Origin of the sequence: Geodermatophilus ruber (assembly GCF_900114385.1) — a bacterium.
GTDB classification, from domain to species: domain Bacteria; phylum Actinomycetota; class Actinomycetes; order Mycobacteriales; family Geodermatophilaceae; genus Geodermatophilus; species Geodermatophilus ruber.
In genome coordinates, this window is record NZ_FOSW01000004.1 from 105,412 (window position 1) to 121,939 (window position 16,528).

The 16,528-nt window shown below is 74.9% G+C and carries 20 protein-coding genes; 9 read left to right on the forward strand and 11 right to left on the reverse strand.

Going from position 1 to position 16,528, the window contains the following annotated elements; genetic code table 11:
* Positions 1-14: 14 nt before the first annotated feature.
* Positions 15-983, forward strand: a complete 969-nt coding sequence (locus BMZ50_RS08020) for an aldo/keto reductase (protein WP_091322974.1) — start codon at positions 15-17, stop codon at positions 981-983.
* 19 nt (positions 984-1,002) lie between these two features.
* Here BMZ50_RS08020 and thpR read toward each other — a convergent pair whose 3' ends face one another.
* The 5 genes from thpR to BMZ50_RS08045 are packed head-to-tail and all read right to left on the reverse strand — an operon-like array spanning position 1,003 to position 5,354.
* A complete protein-coding gene (gene thpR / locus BMZ50_RS08025; RefSeq protein WP_091322976.1) occupies positions 1,003-1,578 on the reverse strand; it encodes an RNA 2',3'-cyclic phosphodiesterase in 576 nt (191 codons plus the stop codon).
* Positions 1,575-1,982, reverse strand: a complete 408-nt coding sequence (locus BMZ50_RS08030; protein ID WP_091322978.1) for a hypothetical protein — start codon at positions 1,980-1,982, stop codon at positions 1,575-1,577. The genes thpR and BMZ50_RS08030 overlap by 4 nt, the downstream gene beginning before the upstream one ends.
* A 35-nt stretch (positions 1,983-2,017) precedes the next feature.
* A complete protein-coding gene (locus BMZ50_RS08035) occupies positions 2,018-3,352 on the reverse strand; it encodes an MFS transporter (protein ID WP_245753458.1) in 1,335 nt (444 codons plus the stop codon).
* Positions 3,349-3,783: a MarR family winged helix-turn-helix transcriptional regulator gene (locus BMZ50_RS08040; RefSeq protein ID WP_091322980.1), complete on the reverse strand. Its 435-nt coding sequence runs from the start codon at positions 3,781-3,783 to the stop codon at positions 3,349-3,351. The genes BMZ50_RS08035 and BMZ50_RS08040 overlap by 4 nt, the downstream gene beginning before the upstream one ends.
* Positions 3,784-3,821: 38 nt before the next feature.
* Positions 3,822-5,354: an NCS2 family permease gene (locus BMZ50_RS08045; protein ID WP_091322982.1), complete on the reverse strand. Its 1,533-nt coding sequence runs from the start codon at positions 5,352-5,354 to the stop codon at positions 3,822-3,824.
* Between the two features lie 170 nt (positions 5,355-5,524).
* Between BMZ50_RS08045 and BMZ50_RS08050 the strand changes: the two genes are divergently transcribed.
* Complete coding sequence (locus tag BMZ50_RS08050; RefSeq protein ID WP_218146161.1) at positions 5,525-5,752, forward strand: DUF2530 domain-containing protein; 228 nt, start codon at positions 5,525-5,527, stop codon at positions 5,750-5,752.
* Between the two features lies 1 nt (position 5,753).
* Here the strand turns inward: BMZ50_RS08050 and BMZ50_RS08055 are convergent, their stop codons facing one another.
* Entirely contained in the window at positions 5,754-6,548 is a 795-nt protein-coding gene (locus BMZ50_RS08055; protein ID WP_091322986.1) for a DUF3027 domain-containing protein, read from the reverse strand.
* Between the two features lie 94 nt (positions 6,549-6,642).
* Between BMZ50_RS08055 and BMZ50_RS08060 the strand changes: the two genes are divergently transcribed.
* Positions 6,643-8,142 (forward strand): MFS transporter, encoded by a 1,500-nt coding sequence (locus tag BMZ50_RS08060; protein WP_091322988.1) that lies wholly within the window; start codon positions 6,643-6,645, stop codon positions 8,140-8,142.
* A complete protein-coding gene (locus BMZ50_RS08065; protein ID WP_091322990.1) occupies positions 8,139-8,636 on the forward strand; it encodes a DUF2771 family protein in 498 nt (165 codons plus the stop codon). Before BMZ50_RS08060 ends, BMZ50_RS08065 begins: the two co-directional genes overlap by 4 nt.
* Before the next feature lie 7 nt (positions 8,637-8,643).
* Here BMZ50_RS08065 and BMZ50_RS25230 read toward each other — a convergent pair whose 3' ends face one another.
* Positions 8,644-9,039, reverse strand: a complete 396-nt coding sequence (locus BMZ50_RS25230) for a cold-shock protein (protein WP_091322992.1) — start codon at positions 9,037-9,039, stop codon at positions 8,644-8,646.
* Positions 9,040-9,187: 148 nt separating this feature from the next.
* Here BMZ50_RS25230 and BMZ50_RS08075 point away from each other — a divergent pair, with 148 nt between their 5' ends.
* Positions 9,188-9,547 carry a YidH family protein gene (locus tag BMZ50_RS08075; RefSeq protein ID WP_091322995.1) on the forward strand — a complete coding sequence of 120 codons (360 nt, stop codon included), beginning with the start codon at positions 9,188-9,190 and terminating at the stop codon, positions 9,545-9,547.
* Positions 9,544-9,867: a DUF202 domain-containing protein gene (locus BMZ50_RS08080; protein WP_091322997.1), complete on the forward strand. Its 324-nt coding sequence runs from the start codon at positions 9,544-9,546 to the stop codon at positions 9,865-9,867. The genes BMZ50_RS08075 and BMZ50_RS08080 overlap by 4 nt, the downstream gene beginning before the upstream one ends.
* Here BMZ50_RS08080 and BMZ50_RS08085 read toward each other — a convergent pair.
* A complete protein-coding gene (locus BMZ50_RS08085; protein ID WP_091323000.1) occupies positions 9,854-10,423 on the reverse strand; it encodes a nucleotidyltransferase family protein in 570 nt (189 codons plus the stop codon). The genes BMZ50_RS08080 and BMZ50_RS08085 overlap by 14 nt on opposite strands.
* 75 nt (positions 10,424-10,498) lie before the next feature.
* Between BMZ50_RS08085 and BMZ50_RS08090 the strand changes: the two genes are divergently transcribed.
* Positions 10,499-11,266 (forward strand): endonuclease/exonuclease/phosphatase family protein, encoded by a 768-nt coding sequence (locus BMZ50_RS08090; RefSeq protein WP_091323002.1) that lies wholly within the window; start codon positions 10,499-10,501, stop codon positions 11,264-11,266.
* Between the two features lie 46 nt (positions 11,267-11,312).
* Entirely contained in the window at positions 11,313-11,633 is a 321-nt protein-coding gene (locus tag BMZ50_RS08095; protein WP_091323004.1) for a hypothetical protein, read from the forward strand.
* Here the strand turns inward: BMZ50_RS08095 and BMZ50_RS08100 are convergent, their stop codons facing one another.
* The 3 genes from BMZ50_RS08100 to BMZ50_RS08110 form a co-directional block, all read right to left on the reverse strand.
* Positions 11,634-13,289: an AMP-binding protein gene (locus tag BMZ50_RS08100; protein WP_091323005.1), complete on the reverse strand. Its 1,656-nt coding sequence runs from the start codon at positions 13,287-13,289 to the stop codon at positions 11,634-11,636. It lies immediately after the preceding gene.
* On the reverse strand, positions 13,286-13,516 hold the full coding sequence (locus BMZ50_RS08105) for a hypothetical protein (protein ID WP_091323007.1): 231 nt from the start codon (positions 13,514-13,516) through the stop codon (positions 13,286-13,288). The genes BMZ50_RS08100 and BMZ50_RS08105 overlap by 4 nt, the downstream gene beginning before the upstream one ends.
* A gap of 123 nt (positions 13,517-13,639) precedes the next feature.
* Entirely contained in the window at positions 13,640-14,167 is a 528-nt protein-coding gene (locus tag BMZ50_RS08110) for a hypothetical protein (RefSeq protein WP_091323009.1), read from the reverse strand.
* Positions 14,168-14,237: 70 nt separating this feature from the next.
* Here BMZ50_RS08110 and BMZ50_RS08115 point away from each other — a divergent pair, with 70 nt between their 5' ends.
* Positions 14,238-16,493 (forward strand): helicase C-terminal domain-containing protein, encoded by a 2,256-nt coding sequence (locus BMZ50_RS08115; protein ID WP_091323552.1) that lies wholly within the window; start codon positions 14,238-14,240, stop codon positions 16,491-16,493.
* The last annotated feature ends 35 nt before the right edge of the window (positions 16,494-16,528 follow it).

The window sequence follows — 16,528 nt, forward strand, 5'->3', positions numbered from 1 at the left end:
CCAGGGTGGTTCCCATGGACTACACGCACCTGGGGCGCAGCGGGCTGTCGGTCTCCCGCCTCTGCCTGGGCACCATGAACTTCGGCTGGCAGACCCCCGAGGACGAGTCCCACGCGATCATGGACCGCGCGCTCACCGAGGGGATCAACTTCTTCGACACCGCCAACGTCTACGGCTTCGACCAGGGCAAGGGCCGCACCGAGGAGGTGCTCGGCACCTGGTTCGCCCAGGGCGGGGAGCGGCGGGAGAAGACGGTGCTGGCCACCAAGGTGTACGGCTCGATGTCGGACTGGCCGAACGACACCTTCCTGTCGGCCCGCAACATCGTCCGCGCCTGCGACGCCTCGCTGCGCCGGATGCAGACCGACTGGATCGACCTCTACCAGTTCCACCACGTCGACCTGACCACGCCGTGGGAGGAGATCTGGCAGGCCTGCGAGACGCTGGTCGGCCAGGGCAAGATCCTCTACGTCGGCTCCTCGAACCACGCCGGCTGGCAGCTCGCCGCGGCCAACGAGGCCGCCGCCCGCCGCCACTTCCAGGGGCTGGTCAGCGAGCAGTCGATCTACAACCTGCTGACCCGGCAGATCGAGCTGGAGGTGATCCCGGCCGCCCAGCACTACGGGCTCGGCATCATCCCGTGGAGCCCGCTGCACGGCGGGCTGCTGGCCGGCGCGCTGGAGAAGGCGGAGGGCAGCCGCCGCTACGAGGGGCGCGCGAAGAGCGGCCTGGAGGCCAACCGGGCGGCGCTCGAGCAGTACGAGGCCTTCTGCCGCGAGATCGGGCACTCCCCCGCCGACGTCGCGCTGGCCTGGCTGCTGCACCAGCCTGCGGTGACCGCCCCGATCGTCGGCCCGCGCACGGTGGACCAGCTCGAGGGGGCGCTGGCGGCGCTGGACATCCGGCTCACCGACGAGCAGCTCGCCCGGCTCGACGAGATCTTCCCCGGCTACAAGCCGGCACCGATGGAGTACGCGTGGTGATCGTCCGGGGCGGCTGCCCTCAGCCCACGGGCCAGGCCGCGACGCGGTCGTAGCGGGGCTCCGGACCGAGGTGGCTCTCCAGCAGCTCCACCTCGGTCACCGGCCAGTCCGGCCCCTGGTACCCGGCCAGCCGTTCCGGCAGGTCGCCGTCCCCGGGCCGCCCGGGGCGCCAGCGCCCCAGGGTGAGGTGGGCGCGGAAGGGCCGCTCCTCCACCGGCAGGTGCAGGCCCCGCGCAGCGGTGGCCAACCGCGCGGCCAGGGCGGTGAGCGCGTCCCCGTCCCCGCTGACCCCCGCCCAGCAGATCTGCGGACGGCGGCGGGAGCCGAACCGCCCGCCCCCGGCGAGCCGGAGGGTGAGCGGGGGCGTCGGCGCGACCGCCGGCCCGGCGGCGGCGACCAGGTCGTCGACCGCATCCGGCGGGACCTGCCCCAGGAACAGCAGGGTGAGGTGCCAGCGCGCCGGCGACGTCCAGCGCGGTCCGCCCGGCGCCTCGCGCAGTGGCGCCAGCGCCAGGTCCAGGTCCGCGCGCGCCGCCGGGGACGGCGTCACCGCGAAGAACAGCCGCCGCGGCCGCGGTGCTGCCGGGGCGGTCAGTCGGGCACCACCAGTCCGGCGTCCGCGAGCGCCGCCTGCAGCCGCAGCCGTTCCACGTCCCGCGGCAGGCCCGCCGGCTCGCGCCCGAGCGTGTGCGGCACCTCGAGCAGCACCGCCGCCTCCCCCAGGACGTCGTCGTAGGCGGCCTGCAGCCCGAGCCGGCGGGCCATCGGGACGCCGGCCGGCACCCGGGCCAGCTGTCGCGAGAGCCGGTGGAGGTCGGCGGCGACCGCCTCGAGCGGACGGCGCGGAGGCAGCACCGGCTCCGCGGGACGCCGGCGCCGCGGCAGCGGCAGCGGCAGCCGCGCGGAGCCGCAGAAGCAGCGGGCGAGCCAGCCGAGCAGGGCGACCGCGCCCACGACACCGGCCACGACCGACGCGACGTACAGCAGCGCGGGAGCCATGCCGCCTCCACCGACGACTCGAGGGGAGCTCCCCGTCACGGTACGTCGGCCGGCCGCCCCGGGGTGGTGGCGGTCACCCGCGGGCCGACGTGCAGCCGCAGCGCCGGCGGGCGGACGCGCGCCTCCAGCCGGACCCGGCGCCCCCGGGCCAGCCAGAGGGCCGCACCCACCCCGGCGGCGACCGCGACCGCGCCGCCGAGGATCAGCCCCCAGGGCGCGCCGAGGTGCTCGGAGGTCCAGCCGATGAGGGGAGCGCCGAGGGGCGTGCCGCCCATGAAGCACATGAAGTAGAGGGCCATGACCCGCCCGCGCATCTGCGGCTCGACCCCGAGCTGGACGAAGCTGTTGTTGGCCACGCTGAAGACCAGTGCGGCCGCGCCGGTGGGCACCAGCATCACCGCGAAGGACACGTAGCCCGGCATCAGCCCGCAGACGATGCTGCACAGCCCGAAGACCACCGCCGAGACGACCAGGAAACGTTGCCGCGGTCGGACGCTGCGCCGGGTGGACAGCAGGGCGCCGGTCAGCGAGCCGACCGCGAAGCACGTCGAGAGCAGGCCGAAGGCCTGGGCCCCCAGGTCGAAGACCTCGCGGGTCATGAGCGCGATGGTGACCTGGTAGTTGAAGGCGAAGGTGCCGAGCACGAAGGCCAGGGCCATCGCCAGCACCAGGTCCGGGTGCGCCCACGTGTAGCGGAGCCCCTCGCGCAGCTGCCCCCTGGCCCGCGCCACCGGCGGGCTGCGCCGCAGCTCCCCCGGGCGCATGGTCAGCAGCGCCGCGATGGTGAAGGCGAAGCTCGCCGCGTTGGCGAAGAAGGCCGGCGCCGTGTCCCCGGAGGCGGCGCCGATGACCACGCCGGCGACCGCCGGTCCCACCAGCCGGGCGCTGTTGAAGATCGTCGAGTTCAGGCTGACGGCGTTGGCGAGCAGCTCGGGGCCGACCAGCTCCGAGGCGAAGGACTGGCGCACCGGCGCGTCGATCGCCGACACCGCGCCGAGCGCGCCGGCGAGGACGAACACGTGCCACAGCGCGATCCCGTCCGTGGCGACGAGAACGCCCAGGACCAGCGCGAGCAGGCCCATGAGCGACTGGGTGACGACGAGGGTCCGGCGCTTGTCGTAGCGGTCGGCCAGCACCCCGCCGTACATGCTCAGCAGCAGCGTGGGACCGAACTGCAGCGCCGTGATCAGTCCGAGGGCGACCCCGCTGTCACCGGAGAGCTGCAGGACCAGCCAGTCCTGGCCGATGCGCTGCATCCACGTGCCGGTGAGGCTGACCAGGTTGGCCGAGGCGTAGAGGCGGTAGTTGCGCACGCGCAGCGACCGGAACATGCCGGTGCCGGAGGGGGCACGGTCGCTGCGCGCCGTCACCCACTCGCCAGCTTGTCCATGATCGCCGCGGCCTCGCGCAGCACGGTGCGCTCCTCGGCCGTCAGCTCCTGCAGCCTCCCGGACAGCCACGCCTCCCGCGCGCGGGCCTCGGCGGCGAGCAGGTCGTCGGCGGCCGGGGTGAGGTCGATGATCACCTGCCGCCCGTCGGTGGGGTGCGGCCGCCGGGTGACCAGGCTCATGCCCTCCAGCGCCACGACGACGCGGGTCATCGACGGCGGCTGGACCCGCTCGTGCGCCGCCAGCTCCCCCGGGCTCATCGGACCGTGGTGCTTGAGCGTCGACAGCGCCGCGAGGTGGGTGAGCGTCACGGAGCTGTCCACCCGCTGGTTGCGCAGCCGCCGCGAGAACCGCATGACCGCCAGCCGCAGGTCGTGGGCCAGCGCCGCGGTGTCCAGCGTGGTCCGACTCACAGTCCTTAGCCTAGCTGACGACCCGCTCCGGCCCGGGCTCACAGCAGCTGCTGCAGCGGCTCCAGCAGGAAGTACACCAGGAACAGCGCCGCGACCAGCCACATCAGCGGGTGCACCTCGCGGCGCCGGCCGACCGCCGTCCGCAGCAGCACGTAGCTGAGGACACCTGCGCCGATGCCGTTGGTGATCGAGTAGGTGAACGGCATCAGCGCGATGGTGAGGAAGGCCGGGATGACCAGGGACATGTCGTCCCAGTTCAGGTTCCGGATCTGGCTGATCATCAGCGCGCCGACGATGACCAGCGCGGGCGAGGCGGCCTCCGACGGCACGATCTCCACCAGCGGGGTGAAGAACATCGCCGCGAGGAACAGCACCCCGGTGGCGATGCTGGCCAGCCCGGTGCGGGCGCCGTCGGCCACGCCGGCCGCGCTCTCGATGTAGGTCGTGTTCGAGGAGACGCTGCCCGCGCCACCCGCGGCGGCGGCCAGCGAGTCGACCAGCAGCACCGGCTGCGACCGGGGCAGGTTGCCGTCCTTGTCGAGCAGACCGCCCTCGGCACCCACGGCGGTGATCGTGCCCACCGTGTCGAAGAAGTCGGCGATCATGATCGAGAAGACGATCAGCAGGGCGGCGATCACGCCGATCCGCTCGAAGCCGCCGAACAGCGAGAACTGGCCGACGATGGAGAGGTCGGGCGCGCTGACGACGTCGTCGGGCAGCCCCGGCACCTGCAGCGCCCAGCCGCGGTCGTTGACCGATCCGTCGGCACCGATGCGGGGGCCGATCTCGGCGACGGCCTCGATGATGATCGCCAGCACGGTGGAGACGACGATGCCGATGAGCAGCGCGCCCTTGACCTTGCGGACCACCAGCACCGAGGTCAGCAGCAGCCCGACGACGAAGACCAGCAGCGGCCAGCCGGCCAGCGAACCGTCGATCCCGAAGCTGATCAGCGGGGTCCCCGGCCGGATCACCCCCGCGTCGGCGAGCCCGATGATCGTGAGGAAGAAGCCGATGCCCACCGCGATCGCCGTCTTCAGCTGGGTCGGGATGGCGTCGAAGACGGCCTTGCGGAAGCCGGTGAGCACCAGGACCGTGATCAGCAGGCCCTCGAGCACGATCAGGCCCATGATCTCGGGCCAGGACAGCTGGGTGGCCGCGTAGACCGCCACGATCGCGTTGATGCCCAGCCCCGCGGCCACCGCGAAGGGATACCGGCCGATGATGCCCATGGCGATCGTCATCACGCCGGCGATCAGCGCGGTGACGGCGGCGACCGACGCGAACGGCAGGCTGTCGCCCTCGACGTCGACACCCGACAGGATGATCGGGTTGAGCACCACGATGTAGGCCATCGTGAAGAACGTCGTCAGGCCGCCGCGCAGCTCACGGGCCACGGTCGACCGGCGGGCGCTGATCTCGAAATAGCGGTCCAGGCTGTTGCGCGGCCTGATCCGCGGCCCCTCGCTGCGCTGCGGCGTCCTCCCCGCTCCCGCGACGGTGTCGGCCGGTGTGCCGCCGTCTGCCTGGTCGAGGCTGGTGCCCCTGGACGGGCGGGACTTCTCGGACATGCTGACTCCCCGGGCGGGCAGCCGGACGGACGGGCGGCGGAAGGCGCGCCCCGACCGACCGGTGCGAACTGCTGAGAACTGCTCTGAACTGCTCCGAGCGGCGTCAGCGTGCCATACCCGGGATGCACGCCTGCGCGGGCCGGGGGGCCCGGGGCCCTAGGGTCGGGTCCGTGCCCGGTCCGACGAAGCAGGCCCCGCCCCCGCTGCAGGTGGACACCGCGCGGGTGGTGCTCGCGGGATCCGTGCTCTGGGCCCTGGCCCTGGTCGTGCTCCTGCTGCTCGGCGACCGGGTGGACCGGGTGTGGACCTGGACCTGCGTGGCGGGCGTCGCGCTGGCCGCCGTGGGGCTGGGCATCATGCGCTGGCAGGGCCAGCTCGGCCGCCGCCGGCGCGGTTGACCTAGTCGGTCAGGACGTCGAAGGCGCCGGTGTCGTAGCGCGCCGACATCACCACCTCGGTCGCCTCCTCGGCCACCAGCGTGGCCTGGCTGTGCGCACCGCAGCCGTAATCGACGGTGACGACGCGCCCGTCGGCGGGGGAGAACTCGTTGCCGCAGACACCGAACCGCGTGCGCAGCGACCCGGCGAGCGGCAGGAAGAAGCCGCACGTGACGCAGGGCCCCGGCGCGTGCCGGGCCATCGCCGACCGGGGGCCGAAGTCGCCGTCGGCCCAGCGCTCCGCCGCCTTGCTGCGGCCCTCCCGCGACATCACCCGCTCGCGCCCGAGCCCGAGCTCGGCCGCCAGCGCGGAGGCCTCCGGGTCCTCGGCGGCGTCGTCGTCGGTGGTGTAGGCGGGGACCAGGCGCGGGTCGTCCTCGGTCGAGGGCAGCACGTCGCCGACCGACAGGTCCCCCGGGCGCAGCCGCTCCTGCCAGGGCACCCAGGCCGGCGCCAGCAGCGCCCGCTCGCCGGGCAGGAGCACGACCTCGTCGACGGTGACCTGCTCGGCACCGGACGCGCGGGCCAGGGTGACCGCCCAGTGCCAGCCGACGTAGCCGGGCAGCGCGCTGGCGAAGGAGTGCGTCACCACCTCGCCGAGCGCCGCGGCGTCGCCGTCGGGCACCTCCGGGGTCGCGCCCAGGTGCTCCCCGACCTGGTCGGCGGAGCCGGCGGTCTCCACCGCCGCCGCCCGGGCCAGCTCTACCGCCGCGGACAGCACGCTCCCCGCACCGGCGGGGTCGGAGAAGTCGGCCACGACGCCATTGTCCCTGACGTGTCGACGGCGCGGGGGCGGCCCGCCCGGGGCGGTTCCCCGCGGCCTGGTCAGCCCCGTGCGGCACCATGGACCGGTGCCCAGCTCCCGTCCGCCCGGCGCCCGCCGGGGCGCCCTGCGCCGGAGGCAGCCGTCCTCCGCGGTCGACCGGCTGGACACGACCCCGCTGGACGCCCCGCGGCCGGCCACCCGCCCGCAGCCGGCGGTGCCCCCGCCGCGCAAGGTGACCGTCACCCGGGTCGCCGCCGCCCGCTCCCGGGAGCTGACCGGTGCCGCGGTGCGCCGGGTCCGGACCGCCAGCCGCGCGGACGGCGCCGGGGAGAGCGGGCTGACCCAGCTGCTGTGGGTCAACGCCCTGCACATGGCCGGCGACGCGATGATCGCCGTCTCGCTGGCCGGCACGCTGTTCTTCGCCGCCACCACCGACGCCCAGCGCGGCAACGTGGCGCTCTACCTGCTGGTGACGATGGCGCCCTTCGCCGTCGTCGCCCCGGTGATCGGGCCGCTGCTGGACCGGCTGCAGCGGGGCCGCCGCTGGGCGATGGCCGCCAGCCTGATCGGCCGGGGGGTGCTCGCGCTGGTGATGGCGGCGCACTTCGACGACTTCTGGCTCTACCCCGCCGCCCTCGGCGTCCTGGTCCTGTCCAAGGCGCACAACGTGCTGCGCGCCGCGGTCGTCCCGCGGGTGCTGCCCGGGGCGATGTCGCTCACCTCGGCCAACGCCCGGCTCTCGGTCTTCGGGCTGCTCACCGCCGGCGTCTTCGGCGGCGTGGGCGCGGGCCTGGCGTGGGCGCTCGGGTTCACCTGGGAGCTCTCCGTGACCGCCGCGGTGTTCCTCTTCGCCGGCGTGCTCGCGGTCCGCCTGCCGCCACACGTCGACGTGCCGGCCGGGGAGCTGCCGGCCGACGTGCTGACCACCGCGCCCCAGCCGGTGACCACCGGCCGCCGGCGCCGCCCGGTCAACCCGGCCGTGGTGGTCGCGCTGCGCGCCAACGCGGCCCTGCGCGGCCTCGGCGGTTTCCTCACGATCTTCTCGGCGTTCCTGGTCCAGGCCACCGTCGACGGCGGCTGGCCGGCCACCCTGGCCCTCGGCGCGATCGCGGGGGCGGCCGGGGTGGGCAGCGTGCTGGGCACCGCGGTCGGATCCCGGCTGCACACCGTCCGCCCGGACACGGTGGTGCTGGTGTCGGCCGGCTCGGCCGCGGTGATCACGGTCCTGGCCGCGGTGTTCTACAGCTTCACGATGGCCGCCGTGGTCGCCGGGGTGTCCGCGGTCGCGAACGCGCTGGGCAAGGTCTCCCTGGACGCGATCATCCAGCGGGAGGTCCCCGAGAGCCTGCGGGCCTCGGCGTTCGCCCGGTCCGAGACCCTGCTTCAGCTGGCGTGGGTGGTCGGCGGCGCGCTCGGCATCGCGCTGCCGCCCACCGGCTGGCTCGGATTCACCGTCGCCGCCGCACTGCTGGTGCTCGCCGTCGCGCTCGTGCTGTGGACGCCCCGCCGGCGCCCCGCCGTCCCGCCGCCCACCCCCCCGTTCGCCGCCGCCGAGGCGGCCACCGACTCGCGGGGGCACGCATGAGGCCGGCAGCCGCCCTGGGCGGCCTGCTGCTGCTCGCCGGCGTGGCCGGGTGCGGGTCGGGGGAGCCCTCGGGCCCGCAGGACGTCGTCGTCCGGGCCGGTACCCAGGAGGTCAGCGCCTCCCCCACCCAGGCGTGCCTGGACGGCGAGGGGCAGCGCTACGAGGTGACCCCGCCGATCATCGAGGTCTCCCCCGACACCACGATCCGGCTCACCGTGCCCGACGCGCTGGCCGAGGACGGCTGGAGCGTGCAGGTCTTCGACGACCAGCTGACCGAGCAGCTCGGCGAGGTCGAGGTCGACGCCGGCACGACGGTGTTCGACGACATCAACAGCTCCGACGTCGTCCCGCCGGCGTTCTACCTCGTCGTCGTCCAGGACGCCGAGGCCGGCTGCGACGGCTTCAGCGGCGCCTGGCCGATCGGTTTCATCCGCGCCGGCGGGCCCTCCGGGGGGATGGCGACCGCACCGCCGACAACGCCGCCGCCCGGCTGAGCCGGGCTCAGTGCTCCAGGTCGGTCGCGACCGCGCGCAGCACCGCGGCGACCTTGCGGGACACGGCCTTGTCGGGGTGCCGGCCGCGGCGCAGCCCGTTGGAGACGTCGTCGAGCAGCTTGATCAGGTCCTCGATGATCGGAACCAGCTCGTCGGGCTTCTTGCGGCTGGCGGCCGCGGCCGCCGCCGACACCGAGGGCAGCGGGTCGAGCACCCGCACCTGCAGGGCCTGGTCACCGCGGCGACCAGCGACGATGCCGAACTCCACCCGCTGGCCCGGCTTGAGCTCGGCGGTGCCGGCGGGCAGAGCATCCTTGTGCACGAAGACGTCGGGACCGTCCTCGCGGGAGAGGAAGCCGAAACCCTTCTCCGGGTTGAACCACTTGACTCTGCCGGTGGGCACGTTGCTCCCTCGAGTGAGTCGCGGACGGTCCGGCGCCGGGCCGGGTGGGCGTGGCGGCGTGGCGGCCGCTGAGCGCCAAGATTAGTCGCCGTGACCCGCGTCCCGTCGACGTCCTCCACCGGATCGGCCGGCGCCCTAGCCTGACCCGGTGCCCCCCGGCGAGACCGAGCCCGCCCACCCGGACTACCGGTTCACGCTGGCCAACGAGCGGACCCTGCTCGCCTGGCTGCGCACCGGGCTGGCCCTGGTCGCCGCCGGGGTGGCCATGGCCCAGTTCGCCCCCGGCCTCGGGGTCCCGTGGGGTGGTGCGGCGGTGGCGGTGGCGCTGGTGCTCACCGGGCTGGGGACCGCCCTGGGGGGCTACCGTCGGTGGCGGCGCAACGAGTGGGCGATCGCCACCGGGCGCCCGCTGCCCCCCAGCCGGGTGCCGACGACGGTCGTCGCCTCGTTGTCCGCCGTCCTCGTGGTGGTGGCGGTGCTGGTCGGCATCGAGGTGATCGGCGCATGAGCCGGGCGGCCCGGGAGACCTGGCAGGAGCGGACCGCCCTGGCCTGGCAGCGGACCGGCCTCGGGGTGCTCGCGGTGGCCGGGCTGATGGCGCACCACTCCGCGCAGGGTGGGGCGCCGGTGCTGTTGGCCCTCGCCGGCGTCGTCGCGTTGCTGGGGCTGGCCGTGCTGGGTTGGCTGGCCCCCCGCAGGGAGCGACTGGTCCACCGGGCCGTGGAGAGCGGCTCGGAGGTGGCCGCGCCCCGGCTGGCACTGCTGGCCACCGTCGTCGTCGCGCTGGTGGCGGTGGCGGCGCTGGCGACGGTGCTCACCCCTGCGTGACCGGCTGCTCCACGATGCCGAGGCGGTCGAGCAGGACGAGGAACACCACCGCGAAGTCGTTGGCCTCCACCTCCCGGCGGACCCTCGTCCAGTCGACCTGCTCGCGCAGCGCGCGGGCCACCGGCAGCAGCCGCGCGTAGTCGCAGTAGTGCTCGTCGAGGGTCATGAGCTTGGTGACGACGATGTCGGTCGCCTCGAGCACCGGCATGTGCACCGAGAGCACCGACAGCTCCTCGGCCCGGTCGATGAGCTCCTGCTCCACCGGTTGCCCGCAGGTCCGCCAGAGGACGTCGACGAAGGAGTTGCCCTGGACCACCTTGGTCAGCCAGTCCTCGGCCGGGTCGACGACCTCCAGCCCGGCCGCGGCCAGCACCTTGGCCGCCCGCTCCGCCTCGGCCGCCGGGACCAGGAAGTCCGCGTCGTGGTCCGGCTCGGGCGCGCCGCGCACCCACGCCGCGTAGCCGCCGCACAGGGCGAAGGGCACGTCGCTCTGCTTGAGCGCGACCGCGGTGCGCTTGAGGAGGTCACGGATCTCGTCTCGGTCCGAGGGCTGCACACGCTCCTGCTACCCCGCGTCGTCCCATCGGAACGTTGCGGTGTGGACCGCTGCGGGCGGGGCACTGGACCTCTCGTGCGGATCGCGACGTTCAACATCCTCCACGGGCGCTCGCCCGCCGACGACCGGGTCGACGTCGACCGCCTCGCCACCGCGGTGAAGACCCTCGACGCCGACGTCCTCGGCCTGCAGGAGGTCGACCGGGACCAGCCGCGGTCGATGGGCGCGGACCTCACCGCGGTGGCCGCCGAGGCGATGGGGGCGGTGGACTCCCAGTTCGTGGCGGCGCTCTCCGGCACCCCCGGGGGCACCTGGATGGCGGCCACCGGCGAGGAGCAGCCGGGGTCGGCCAGCTACGGCATCGCACTGCTGTCGCGTTACCCGGTGGTGTCCTGGCGGGTGGTCCGGCTGCCCGCGCTGCGCAGCCGGGTGCCGGTGTGGTTCCGGGGCGCGCCGCGGCCGAAGCTGGTCGGCGACGAGCCGCGGGTCGCCGTCGCCGCAGTGCTGGAGGGGCCGTCGGGGCAGTTCACCGTGGCCAACACGCACCTGTCGTTCATCCCCGGCTGGAACGCGCTGCAGCTGTCCACGCTGGTGCGCTCGCTGACCGGCACCCGGGAGCCGCTGGTGCTCATGGGCGACCTCAACATGTCGGCGGGCCAGGCGGTGCGGCTGAGCGGGCTCCAGCCCCTGGCCTCGGCGCCGACCTTCCCGCTGGACTCCCCCACCCGGCAACTGGACCACGTGCTCGGCCGGGGCGGGATCACCGCGACCGGGCCGGGCGAGGCGGTGCGGCTGCCGCTGTCGGACCACCGGGCCCTGGTGGTGCCCTGCGCGGTCCCCTGAGCGGGGACGGGTCGCGGCGGCGCGCCGGACGGGAGATCATGAACGCATGGCCCGTGCCGCTGCGACCCGCGCGTTCGCCCTGCTCGCCTCGGTCGTGCGCCTGGTCGCCTCGCTGATCGCGGCGGTGATCGTGCTGCACGCAGTGTTCTGGTTCTTCGAGGCCAACCCGGACAACGCGCTGGTGAGCTTCGCCGCCGAGGTCCGCGAGACCTTCGGCTGGTTCACCGTCGACCTGTTCCGGCCCGAGGACGCCAAGCTCGGCGAGACGATCAACGCGGCGCTGGCCGCCCTGGTCTACGTCGTGGTCGGCAACCTGCTGTCCAAGCTGATCGTCCGGCTGGCGCCGGGCCCGAAGGCCCGGGTGTAGCTAGGCGTTCTGCACCGCCGCGGCCGCCTGCAGGCCGAGCTCCTGCACCGACACCTGCCGCATCTCGACCTTGCGGATCTTGCCGGTGACCGTCATGGGGAACTCCTCGACGATCTTGACGTAGCGCGGGATCTTGTAGTGGGCCAGCCGGCCGGTGCAGAACTCCCTCAGGCCCTCCGCGGTCAGCGGCTCGGCGCCCGGCCGCAGCCGCACCCAGGCCATCAGCTCCTCGCCGAAGCGCTCGTCGGGCACCCCGATCACCTGGGCGTCGACGACGTCGGGGTGGGTGTAGAGGAACTCCTCGATCTCCCGCGGGTACACGTTCTCCCCGCCGCGGATGACCATGTCCTTGATCCGGCCGACGATGTTCAGGTAGCCCTCGGCGTCCATCACCGCGAGGTCGCCGGTGTGCATCCAGCGGGCGGCGTCGATGACCTCCGCGGTCTTCTCCGGCTCGTCCCAGTAGCCCAGCATCACCGAGTAGCCGCGGGTGCAGAACTCACCCGGCGTCCCGCGGGGCACGGTCAGCCCGGTCCCCGGGTCGACGATCTTCACCTCGAGGTGCGGGTGCACCCGGCCGACGGTGGAGGTGCGCCGGTCGAGGTCGTCGTCCGCCCCGGTCTGGGTGGAGACCGGTGAGGTCTCGGTCATCCCGTAGCAGATGGTCACCTCGGTCATGCCCATCTCGGCGACCACCCGCTTCATCACCTCGACCGGGCACGGCGAGCCGGCCATGATCCCGGTCCGCAGGCTGGACAGGTCGTAGGAGCCGAAGTCGGGCAGGGCGAGCTCGGCGATGAACATCGTCGGGACGCCGTAGAGCGAGGTGCACCGCTCGTCCTGGACCGCCTGCAGAGTGAGCGCCGGGTCGAATCCGGGGGCGGGGATCACGATCGTCGCGCCGTGGCTGGTGGCCGCCAGGTTGCCCATGCCCATGCCGAAGCAGTGGTAGTAGGGCACCGGGACGCAGATCCGGTCGGCCTCGGTGTAGCCGCAGCCCTCGCCCACGAAGAACCCGTTGTTGAGCAGGTTGTGGTGGGTCAGCGTGGCGCCCTTCGGGAAGCCCGTCGTCCCCGAGGTGTACTGGATGTTGATCGGGTCGTCGGCCGACAGCTGCTGCTCGCGGCCGGCCAGCAGGCCGCGGTCGCCGGCCCGGCCGGTCTCCAGCAGCCGCTCCCACTCCGGATCGCCGATGAACACGACCTCGCGCAGGTCCGGACAGTCCCCGTGGACCTCGGCCACCATCGCCCGGTAGTCGCTGGTCTTGAACGACGGCGCGCTGACCAGCACCGAGATGCCGGCCTGCTTCAGCACGTACGCGAGCTCGTGGGTGCGGTAGGCCGGGTTGATGGTGACCAGGATCGCGCCCAGCTTGGCCGTCGCGTACTGCACGAAGGCCCACTCCGCGCAGTTGGGCGCCCAGATGCCGACCCGGTCGCCCTTGGCCACGCCGAGGGCGTCCAGGCCCAGGGCGCAGGCGTCGACCTCCGCGACGAACTGCGGGTAGGTGAAGCGGCGGCCCGTGGCGCACTCGACGAGCGCCTCGTGGTCACCCACCCGCGCTGCCGTCCGGTCGAGGTTGGCCCCGATCGTGTCGCCGAGCAGGGGGACAGTCGAGGTCCCGCTGCTGTAGGACGGCAGCGCGGGGGTGGTCATGGCCTGCGCCGCCCCTCGGCCGTCTGGACGCCGGCCCGGTTGGGCCTGTCGGTCGGGTGCGCGTAGCGGAGGCGGCTGGGCGGCATCGGGAAGCCGTGGTCCTCACCGAAGGGGGACAGCGGGCCGGCCGGCTCGGCGGTGAACTCCGTCAGCGGCGGGCCTCCGTCCTCGGACTGCCCCCAGGTCGGTTCCACCAGGTGCGCGTGCTTGGGGTTCCGCTTGGCCATCTCGCCTGTCGCCTCCGTGTGCATGTCGTTCGGGCACCGCAGAGTGCCCGGTCGTCGCCCATCTTGGCCGACGGTGTACCCCGAACGCACGCACTACGCCGCGCGAAGGGCCGCGCGCGGGGATCAGCGGCGGCCGGCGGCCCGGGCGCCGTACACCGTCGGCACCCCGTCGGCGGCCAGAAGCCACTCCCGGTCCCCGACGCGGGCGGCCCGGATCGTGGCGCCGTCGAGCCGCTGGACGGCGCGGGTGCGCCACACCGACGTGCTGATCAGTCGCAGCCGCACCGGCTCGGCCAGGGGGTCGGTCTCGTCGTAGCCGGCCGGCTCGAAGGCCAGCACCGCCGGCCCGGCGATCCGCAGCGTCCCCGTCTGCCACGGCGTGGTCTCCAGCGCCCGGCGCCAGCGGCGGAGCCGCACCAGCGCGCCCCCGCCGGCGATCGCCGCCACCGCCCCGCCGACGACGAGCGCCACGACGACCAGGCCCACCCCGGGCAGCCGCCGGCCGGAGCTGGCGGCGATGGCGACGGCGGCCACGGCGAGCAGCACGCCCAGGACGGCGGCGATGACCCCGCCGCCCAGCCAGCGCCACGCCCCGGCCTGGTAGCCGGTGAGCGCGCCGGGGGTCCGCGGGTCGTCGGCGGCGGGGTGCACGCGGCCATGCTGGCGCACCGCTCCCCCCGCTCGCGGCAGGAGGTGGCGCGGAGGACGTAGCGTGGACCGGATGTCTGGCGACCGACCGGCCACCCTGGCCGCCTGGCTGCGCACCCGCAGCGACGAGCAGCTCAGCGCGCTGCTGGTGGCCCGGCCCGACGTCGCTCGGCCCGCGCCGTCGGACGTCGTCGCGCTGGCCAGCCGGCTGGCGGTGCCGGTGTCGGTGGACCGCGCCCTCGACGAGCTGGACGCCGCGACGCTGCAGGTGCTCGACGTCGTGCTGCTCGCCGACACCGACGGGGTGCCCGCCGCCGACCTGCCGGCAGCGCTGCCCGAGGTGCCCGACGAGATGCTCGGGGCCGCCGTCGACCGGCTGACCACCCGGGCGCTGCTGTGGGGTGACGAGCTGCTGCACGCCCCCGACCCGGTGCGGCGGTCGGTGCGCTATCCCGCGGGGCTGGGCCGGCGCGCGGTCGAGCTGCGGCTGACGCTGCCCGCCGACGTCCCGGCGGCGATCGGGGAGCTGCCCACCGAGGAGCGCGAGGTCCTCGAGCGGCTGGCCGGGGACCGCCCGGTCGGCCACCTGCCCGACACCAACGGCAGCGGCTCCTCCCCGGCCCGCCGGCTGCTCCAGCGCGGGCTGCTGGCCCGCATCGACGCGCTCAACGTCGAGCTGCCCCGGGAGATCGGCCTGCTGCTGCGTGGGGACCGGCCCTTCGGCCCGCCGCGGCTGCGGCCGGAACCGGCCGTGGTCCAGCGCGACCCGGCGACGGTGGACCGGCGGGCCGCGGGGGCCGCCATGGAGGCGATCGGGCGGGTCGGCGAGCTGCTGGTGCTGCTCGAGGAGGAGCCGGCCGGGCTGCTGCGCAGCGGGGGCATCGGCGTACGCGACCAGAAGCGGCTGGCCCGCGCCCTGCACGTGAGCGAACCGGAGGCCGGCTGGCTGCTCGAGCTGGCCCACCTGGCCGGTCTGCTCGATGTCGGCGGCCCGCACCGCGACGAGTGGCTGCCCTCCCGCGCGTTCGACCTGTGGCGGGAGCAGGACCTCCCCGCCCGCTGGGCGACGCTGGCCGGCGGCTGGCTGGACAGCGTCCGGCTGCCCTCGCTGGCCGGGCAGCGCGACGTCTCGGGCAAGGCGGTCAACGCCCTCTCCCCCGACCTGGTCCGGCACACCGCGCCGGCGATCCGCCGCTCGGCCCTGGCCGCCCTGGCCGAGTACCCGGCGGGGGCGGGGCTGGCCCCCGACGACCTGGTCGCGCTGCTGCGCTGGCGCACCCCGCGGCGGGCCGACCGGCTGGCGCCGGTGCCCGGTCTGCTCGCCGAGGCCGCCCGGCTCGGCGTCGTCGTGGAGGGGGTGCTCTCGACCGGCGGCCGCGGGCTGCTGGCCACCGGCGAGGACGGCGCCGCCGACGGCATGCGCGGGCTGCTCCCCGACCCGGTCGACCACGTGCTCGCCCAGCCCGACCTCTCCCTCGTCGCTCCCGGGCCGCTGGTGGCCGAGCTCGCCGACACCCTCGCCGTCGTCGCCGACATCGAGTCCTCCGGCGGGGCGACGGTGTTCCGGGTGTCGGAGGCCAGCGTCCGGCGGGCGCTGGACTCCGGCTGGTCGGCCACCGACCTGCACGACTTCTTCGCCCGCGCCTCGCGCACCCCGGTGCCGCAGGCGCTGGACTACCTGATCGACGACGTCGCCCGCCAGCACGGCCGGCTGCGGGTCGGCGCGATCGAGAGCTACGTGCGCTCCGACGACCACGGGCTGCTGTCCCAGGTGCTGGGCGACCGGCGGACCGCGGCGGCGGAGCTGCGCCGGCTGGCTCCGGGCGTGCTGATCAGCGGACTGGGCGCCGACGAGGTGCTCACCGTGCTGCGCGAGGCCGGCTACGCGCCGGCTGGGGAGTCACCGGGCGGCGCCGTCCTCACCCGGCCCCCCGCCCGGCCGCGGGCCGCCGCGCGCCGCCCCGGCGCCGCTCCTCCGCCGGCCGCCCGGCCGCTGGGCGGGGACGAGCTGGCCGCGACCGTCCGCGAGATCCGGGCCGGCGACGCCGCGCTGGCCGCCCGCCGGGGCGAGGCGGTGCGCCAGATCCCCGGGGTGACCACGGCCGGCACCCTGGAGCTGCTGTCCCGCGCCGTCCGGGAGGGCGTGCCGGTGTGGCTGGGCTACGTCGACGCGCAGGGCAGCGGCAGCCAGCGGGTGGTGCAGCCGGTGTCCCTCGCGGGCGGGTTCCTGCAGGGGTACGACGAGCGCCGCGGCGAGCACCGGACGTTCGCCGTCCACCGGATCACCTCCGTGGCGCTGGTCGAGGAGGGGGACCCGGCGGCCTCCTGAACCGCGCCGCAACCGCTTGCCCCCTGGGTCGCAGG

Bases quoted from the DNA above. Each gene is read 5' to 3' on its own strand.
- BMZ50_RS08020 (WP_091322974.1), top strand. From the start codon at position 15: ATGGACTACACGCACCTGGGGCGCAGCGGGCTGTCGGTCTCCCGCCTC.
- BMZ50_RS08030 (WP_091322978.1), bottom strand. From the start codon at position 1,982: ATGGCTCCCGCGCTGCTGTACGTCGCGTCGGTCGTGGCCGGTGTCGTG.
- BMZ50_RS08045 (WP_091322982.1), bottom strand. From the start codon at position 5,354: ATGTCCGAGAAGTCCCGCCCGTCCAGGGGCACCAGCCTCGACCAGGCA.
- BMZ50_RS08065 (WP_091322990.1), top strand. From the start codon at position 8,139: ATGAGGCCGGCAGCCGCCCTGGGCGGCCTGCTGCTGCTCGCCGGCGTG.
- BMZ50_RS08080 (WP_091322997.1), top strand. From the start codon at position 9,544: ATGAGCCGGGCGGCCCGGGAGACCTGGCAGGAGCGGACCGCCCTGGCC.
- BMZ50_RS08095 (WP_091323004.1), top strand. From the start codon at position 11,313: ATGGCCCGTGCCGCTGCGACCCGCGCGTTCGCCCTGCTCGCCTCGGTC.
- BMZ50_RS08100 (WP_091323005.1), bottom strand. From the start codon at position 13,289: ATGACCACCCCCGCGCTGCCGTCCTACAGCAGCGGGACCTCGACTGTC.
- BMZ50_RS08105 (WP_091323007.1), bottom strand. From the start codon at position 13,516: ATGGCCAAGCGGAACCCCAAGCACGCGCACCTGGTGGAACCGACCTGG.
- BMZ50_RS08115 (WP_091323552.1), top strand. From the start codon at position 14,238: ATGTCTGGCGACCGACCGGCCACCCTGGCCGCCTGGCTGCGCACCCGC.